Here is a 6390-nt window from a genome sequence, read left to right as displayed (position 1 = left end):
CGCGGATTCAATTGGAGTGTCAGACAGGAATGTCTGACCTACCGGGGTTATAGCTGATTTGCCGGCGGGCTTAATCTGCTTGCTTAATCAGCGGTCGATCTGGGCTGATGGTCTCAACTACATCAGGGGCAGCTGGAACAGGGTGCCGGGCCTCCTGAGAAGATGTAAGCGATCAAGAGGACGGCGTCAGAGATCGAGATGCCGCCGCTGCAGTCGCCATCGCCCTGCTCTTCAAGAGCTGGGGCGGGTCCACCAGAGAAGATGTAAGCGATCAAGTAGACAGCATCGGAAATCGTCACGCTGCCGTTGCCATCGGCATCGCCGCAGACATAGCTGACAACTTGAACGGACTGGTTTGCTGTCGCTGAGCCATCGTTGACAGAAACATCGAAGGTGATATTGAAGACCGATGCCGGAGTCGTGCCGGAAACGGTATCATTGGTTTCGGTCAACCAGACGGGAAGATTCAGATATGTAATGGTATGGACGATGTCATCGGGGTCGGTGAATGTCGGTGTGTACGTGAACACCGAACCAGCGCGAACAAGGAATGAGTCAGGCGATGTGATGGTCGGCGCGATGTTGACATCCTGGACCACGAAGGAATATGCCCAGTCTGCGCCGATAATCGGGTCGGTCGCCATCTTGCCGGAATCATCAGCGGCGCTGAGGAAATAGCGAACGGTGCTTCCTGAGACTTGAGCTGGAATCGCACCGGCAAAGGAATCGGGGTGAGCGGTTGCAAAGAGCTGTGATGATAAGAACGGTCCGTTGTTGACGCTGTAGTAAATTTTCAACGAATCGGAAATGAGGTCGCCATCGGAATGGGCATAGATGAATGCCGTGATCGGATACGGGTCCTGAGTTCCGGCTGAATCGGGCAACGGCAGATGGCTGATGTAGACGGCACGGCGGTCATGAATTCCGCGAGCGCGGCAATGGATAGCGTCATCGGAGAGCCAAGAACCGGTGAAGCCGAGGACTTCGTAGCCGGGCATAGCGTCGCGATAGACTTCGAGTGCGGAATCATCCCAAGTATTGCTGAAGGTCGGGACCAATACTTTGTTGTTGAGGATTAGCGAGTTGGTGTAAGCGGTGCCTGCTGGGCAATAGACCTTGACGATATCGTATGGTCTTCCCCACGGCCCGATCATAGCCTCCAACTGGGCGATGCGGGCATTGTGAGTGGCATAGCCGGGATCACTGACGGGGACAGTCTCGACTAAGATCTTATTAGGACCGAGGAATTTCGCAAAGCAATCGATGTGGTGAATTCCCGAGGGATCGACGTATTCGAGCACGGTATAGGCGTTGCCAAGATACTGCTGAAAGTAATTTTGAATCTGCAATTGAGTGAGTGAAGGATTCTCATCATAAACGAGACGTTCGGACATTGATCTGCCATTGCCATTGGTCATGTGATTTCCGCCGGTATGAATGACCGGCAAGGCATAGACTGGGATCGACCAAGCGGAGCCGAGAATTTGCGGCACGACGTCATCTTGCGGGCGCGGGCGATTATACTGGTTGTCGACAAAGCCGATATTGCCGGAAGAATCGAAGATCGTCCAGGGACCGTAATCACGGGTCCAGATGGAGTTAGTAGCGGCTGTGACGAATTCGACGTTTGCCATGTTGACGCCACCGGATAGATAGGTGGTGGTTGCCGAGCTTTGCGCCGAAGCATTTGCGACAAGGGTGACGACTTTGATATCCTGCGACATTTCTGCGATCAGTTAACTGGAAGACCAAGGGGCCAGCGAATGATGACGCGTTCGCATTGCTCCCATTCGGCGCTGGCACGCATTACTCCGGGAGGAGGAGCAGTGCGTTGATAGTTCATACCGATTTCGTGGAGACGGGTCTTTTCTTCGTCGGTAAGGCCGATCGGGAGGTAGTTGTCTTCTTCCCAAGCGTAGGTCGGCTGTGAAGAGATTGGTCTGTTATCGGTTTTGGCAGAGTCGGCGCCGGTAAGGATTGTCCAACAAAACAGCGCAACGATGAAAGCAAGCAACAATGGCAGTTTCTTCATAATTTTCCCTATAGTTGTCGCAACCCGGCAGTAAGACTGGATTGATTAGAGTATATGTTTAAACAAGATAAGGCAGATTTGAGTTGAGTCAAGCTCTATTAAGTTGATGCGATTGAGAAACAAAACGGCCTTGTGCCGCGTTGAACAAATCGACTAATTGAGTCCTGAATCTAAGGCTGAATCTATGCGAGAAGCGAATAAGAAGTGACAAAACAAGTTCCAGCAAATCAGAAATCGACCGAGTTACAACATCGGCACTTTCGATATTACGATCTGATTATGGCACTGTTCGTCACGGTGTTATTGTGCTCAAATTTAATCGGTCCGGCAAAGATTTGGACATTTGAGGGGTACTCGTTTGGAGCCGGAATACTGTTCTTCCCTATCAGTTATCTGTTTGGCGACATACTGACCGAGGTCTACGGCTATGCGCGTGCCCGCAAGGTGGTATGGGCGGGATTTGGCGCGTTGGCGTTTGCTTCGTTTATGTCTTGGGTGGTGTTGGCCTTGCCGGCTGCGGAAGGCTGGAGCGGTCAGGAAGCACTTGAGAGCGTGTTTGGGACGACACCACGGATCATTGTGGCTTCGATTTCCGCCTATTGGGTGGGCGAATTTTCCAATTCTTATGTATTGGCGAAGATGAAGTTATGGACCAAGGGGAAATTGTTGTTTTTCAGGACGATTGGCTCGACGATTGTAGGAACGGCAATCGATAGCGCGATTTTCTATCCGGTGGCGTTTTGGGGTGTTTGGACGAATGACCAAGTGATTAGCGTTATGCTGGGAAACTACGCTCTCAAGGTGATTTGGGAAGCGGTAGCGACGCCGGTTACGTACAAAGTGGTCGGATTCCTGAAAAAGGTCGAGCACGTTGATTATTACGACTACAAGACCGACTTCACGCCATTTTCGCTGAAGACGAACTAAGGGAGTTGCCGCGATTTCTGGCTTGCATCCACGGCGCTGACGTATATATTGCATCCCCACGGTGGGTGTAGCTCAGTTGGTTAGAGCATCAGATTGTGGCTCTGAGGGTCGTGGGTTCAAATCCCATCATCCACCCCATATTTTAGAGCCAAAAGGGCAAGTGCATTGATTCTGCATTAGTGGCGAGATTGCATTGACATAATCGAAATCCCGGTTATTTTAGTTTGTTAAGACTTGCGTCGGCTCTTAATCGAGTCTCCTTCCCTACTCATCTGCAGGCAGGAGTCGAGGCGGGTTGTTTTAGCCTCATTTTGCGAGGTGTGTTTCTTTGGATCAGTCGCGTAATCCAGTAAAAGTTTTCAATATCGAGTGGTCGGCGCTCATCAGAACACTCCCCGATATCTATCTCATTGTTGATCGGTCGGGGCAGATTCTGTTCATCAACAGGGTAGCTGACGGTGTTGAGATGGATCAAGTGATTGGCCGCTCAGTCTACGAGTTTACTGCGACTGAATTTCATGTGCAGCTTTGCGAGAAGATTCACCGGGTTTATGATACCGGCTGTGAAGAGCGAACTGAGGTAAAACGGTCAGACCCGAGTTTCGCAGAACAGTGGTGGTCAGTTACCCTGTCGCCTTTGAAACAGGGAGATGAGATAGTTGCTGTGCTTTACATCTGCCGCGATGTAACTGATTTGCAGAATATGAGGCACGAACAGGAAAAGGCGATCAATACCCTTAAGCAAAAATTCTGGCGGGAGACCTCAGCGCACGACCGGGCGCGTGAGATATTGATCGAGGAAATTGATGTAAGACGGGCAGCGGAGAACTCGCTTCGAGAGAGCGAAGAACGCTATCGGGTGCTCGTTGAAAATGCGCGGAATCCGATTTATTCGATAAACAATGAAGGTTACTTCCTGTTTTTGAATCCGATTGCGGCGCGCGACTTGGGAGGCGCGCCAGAGCAGTACATTGGCAAGCACATGACCGATTTGTTTCCGCCAGAGATCGCGGCGCGGCAGTTGGCGGCAGTACAGATGGTAATTGCCAATCGACAAGGTGTGTCGCGCGAGGCTCTGACAGTTCATCAATGGAAAGCCGAAGTGGTATATAACTTCTTTACAGCCAATAATAAGTCTTGACGGAAGCTGCAATTCAGCGCTGTTGGAATCTACTGATATTGATGATCGCGTGAGGGCGACGAATCAACTTCAGCGCGAGCGGAACTTCTCCAATTCGATTCTACAAACAGCAAATACGCTAATCATTTGTCTTGATTCGCAGGCACGGATTACGGTTTTCAATGCAGAGTGTGAGAAGGTAACCGGCTACAAGTTTGACGAGGTTGTTGGCAAGTCGTGGCCTGAGGTTTTTCTGCCTGAGGAGTTTCGGCATGCAGGGCTAATGGAGTTTGGCGACTGGGTCAGGAAGCATCCACACGACCGATACGAAGGACCGATAATCACCAAGTCGGGCGAGACGCGGATCATACACTGGTCAAATTCTTCATTTGTGTTTGAAGATACCGGCGAGCTGATGGCGATTGCCATGGGAACAGATATCACCGAGTTAAAGCGTACAGAAGAACGACTGCGCGAGAGCGAGATGCGCATGAGCTTGGCGCTGAAAGGCACCGGCGCGGGGCTATGGGACTGGGACATGATAAATGACCGGGTCTATTATGCACCCGAATGGAAATCGATGCTTGGTTACGCAGAGGACGAGGTGGAAAACACGTTCATGGCTTGGAAGCGGTTGTGGCATCCAGATGATGTGGACAAGATCGAAAAAGCGATGGCAGAACATCTTGCAGGAAAAACCGAGCAGTATTCGATTGAGCATCGCTTGCGTCACAAAGACGGTAGTTGGCGACGGATCATGACGAGGGGCGGAATATTCAAGGACGCGACCGGTAAGTCCTGCCGCTGGGTTGGCTGCAATGTTGATATTACGCAACTGCGGCAGATCGAGGAGTCGTTAGCGAGGAAAAACGAAGAGTTGGATCGATACTTTGCTTCGAGTATGGACTTGCTGTGCATTGCAACGACGCAGGGGGAGTTTGTCAGACTTAACCCTGAATGGGAACGGGTACTGGGGTATTCGATAACGGACCTCGAAGGCAAATCATTTTTGGACCTGATTCACCCTGACGATTTGGAGAGAACGCTCGAAGTAATGTCACGACTCGCGGCACAACAGGAGGTCTTGAGTTTTGAGAACCGCTATCGCTGCAAGGACGGATCGTATCGGTGGGTCGAGTGGAGATCTAAGCCGGAAGGTAAGAGAATTTATGCGGTTGCACGTGATATCACGGAGCGGAATCGAATGCGCGATTCATTGGCGGAGAGTCAGGCACGTAATGCGGCGATTCTCAAGGGAATGCCCGACTTGATCTTTGTCATTGGTCGAGATGGTTATTACCGGGAGTTTACCGGCGGTTACGCAGATGAACTTCTGGTACCGCCGGATAGAGTGGTTGGTTCACACCTAAGAGACGCCATACCAGAGCAACTTGCGACTACGCTCATGGCGATGTTGCAGAGGGTAGTTGACAGCGGCAAGAGCGAGAGGGTTGAGTACACGCTTGACCTGCAGGGTGTACTGACTGATTTCGAAGCCCGTTACGTGCGGTGCGGCGACGACGAGTGTCTGGTGATTGTCCGCAATGTCACCGAGAGAAAGAAGCTGGAGAAAGAGATTCAGGAAGCCAACGAGAGGCTGCGATTGGAACATCTCGAGTTAAAGGACAAGAATATCGCGCTGAAGGTTATTCTCTCCCAGATTCAACAGGAAGCAAATGAGGTCAAATCGCACGTTAACAGCAACGTCGAAAAGCTGATCATTCCGGTAATCGAGAGATTTCGAAGGGGTGCGTCCGAAAAGGACCGAGTCTATGCAAATCAGCTTGAGTCATTGGTTCTGGAATTGACGTCTTCATTTGCGAGCAATCTGCATCAGAAATCGGCTAGTCTGACCCCACGCGAAATAGAGATCTGCAATATGATCAAGGGCGGGCTTCAGTCTAAAGAGATCGCCGACGAGCTGGGAGTATCGCTTCGGACGGTCGAGAAGTTTCGGCAGCGGATCAGGACCAAACTTGGTATCGCCAATCAGGACATAAACTTAGCTACCTTCCTAAAAGCCCTATAGTTCCAATACGTACATCCTTTACGTAGTACTTGCCTGTTTAAGTCGTAGATGGGAATGTTGACATATTGCGATCAATGCGACATTTTGTTAGCGGTGGAGATATTGCAATCGGAAAATTACGATTCCGTGTGTCTGAGAGGGAGCACAGGCTTTCGAGCCTGTCTGCCTGATGGGTAGGCCCTTCTGCATCATACTTTGCCGTTCACTTCGACAGGTAGACCGCGAAAAGGGGAACCTTGAGTTGAGGGCGAAGATGATGTGAGCGGGGGGCACAGCGGCCAG

Annotated in this window: 5 protein-coding genes and 1 tRNA gene; 4 read left to right on the top strand and 2 right to left on the bottom strand. The window is 51.0% G+C overall.

The genetic code is table 11. From position 1 onward, the window contains the following. Positions 1–122: 122 nt before the first annotated feature. Entirely contained in the window at positions 123–1724 is a 1602-nt protein-coding gene (locus tag IPH59_08555) for an agmatine deiminase family protein (GenBank protein ID MBK7091756.1), read from the bottom strand. Between the two features lie 8 nt (positions 1725–1732). Then, positions 1733–2032, bottom strand: a complete 300-nt coding sequence (locus IPH59_08550) for a hypothetical protein (GenBank protein MBK7091755.1) — start codon at positions 2030–2032, stop codon at positions 1733–1735. A 279-nt stretch (positions 2033–2311) separates the two neighbouring features. Between IPH59_08550 and IPH59_08545 the strand changes: the two genes are divergently transcribed. From IPH59_08545 to IPH59_08530, 4 genes are all read left to right on the top strand, one after another. After that, positions 2312–2959: a queuosine precursor transporter gene (locus IPH59_08545; protein MBK7091754.1), complete on the top strand. Its 648-nt coding sequence runs from the start codon at positions 2312–2314 to the stop codon at positions 2957–2959. A 61-nt stretch (positions 2960–3020) separates the two neighbouring features. Next, positions 3021–3097, top strand: a tRNA-His gene (locus tag IPH59_08540). A gap of 190 nt (positions 3098–3287) precedes the next feature. Beyond that, on the top strand, positions 3288–4100 hold the full coding sequence (locus tag IPH59_08535; GenBank protein MBK7091753.1) for a PAS domain-containing protein: 813 nt from the start codon (positions 3288–3290) through the stop codon (positions 4098–4100). A gap of 22 nt (positions 4101–4122) precedes the next feature. Beyond that, positions 4123–6108, top strand: a complete 1986-nt coding sequence (locus tag IPH59_08530) for a PAS domain S-box protein (GenBank protein ID MBK7091752.1) — start codon at positions 4123–4125, stop codon at positions 6106–6108. Positions 6109–6390: the final 282 nt, after the last annotated feature.

This window comes from bacterium (assembly GCA_016708315.1).
In the GTDB taxonomy this organism is placed as follows: domain Bacteria; phylum Zixibacteria; class MSB-5A5; order CAIYYT01; family CAIYYT01; genus JADJGC01.
The sequence above is the reverse complement of the archived record's forward strand: the minus strand, read 5'-3'. Positions and strand labels throughout refer to the sequence as shown.

Bases quoted from the DNA above. Each gene is read 5' to 3' on its own strand.
- IPH59_08555 (MBK7091756.1), bottom strand. From the start codon at position 1,724: ATGTCGCAGGATATCAAAGTCGTCACCCTTGTCGCAAATGCTTCGGCG.
- IPH59_08550 (MBK7091755.1), bottom strand. From the start codon at position 2,032: ATGAAGAAACTGCCATTGTTGCTTGCTTTCATCGTTGCGCTGTTTTGT.
- IPH59_08545 (MBK7091754.1), top strand. From the start codon at position 2,312: ATGGCACTGTTCGTCACGGTGTTATTGTGCTCAAATTTAATCGGTCCG.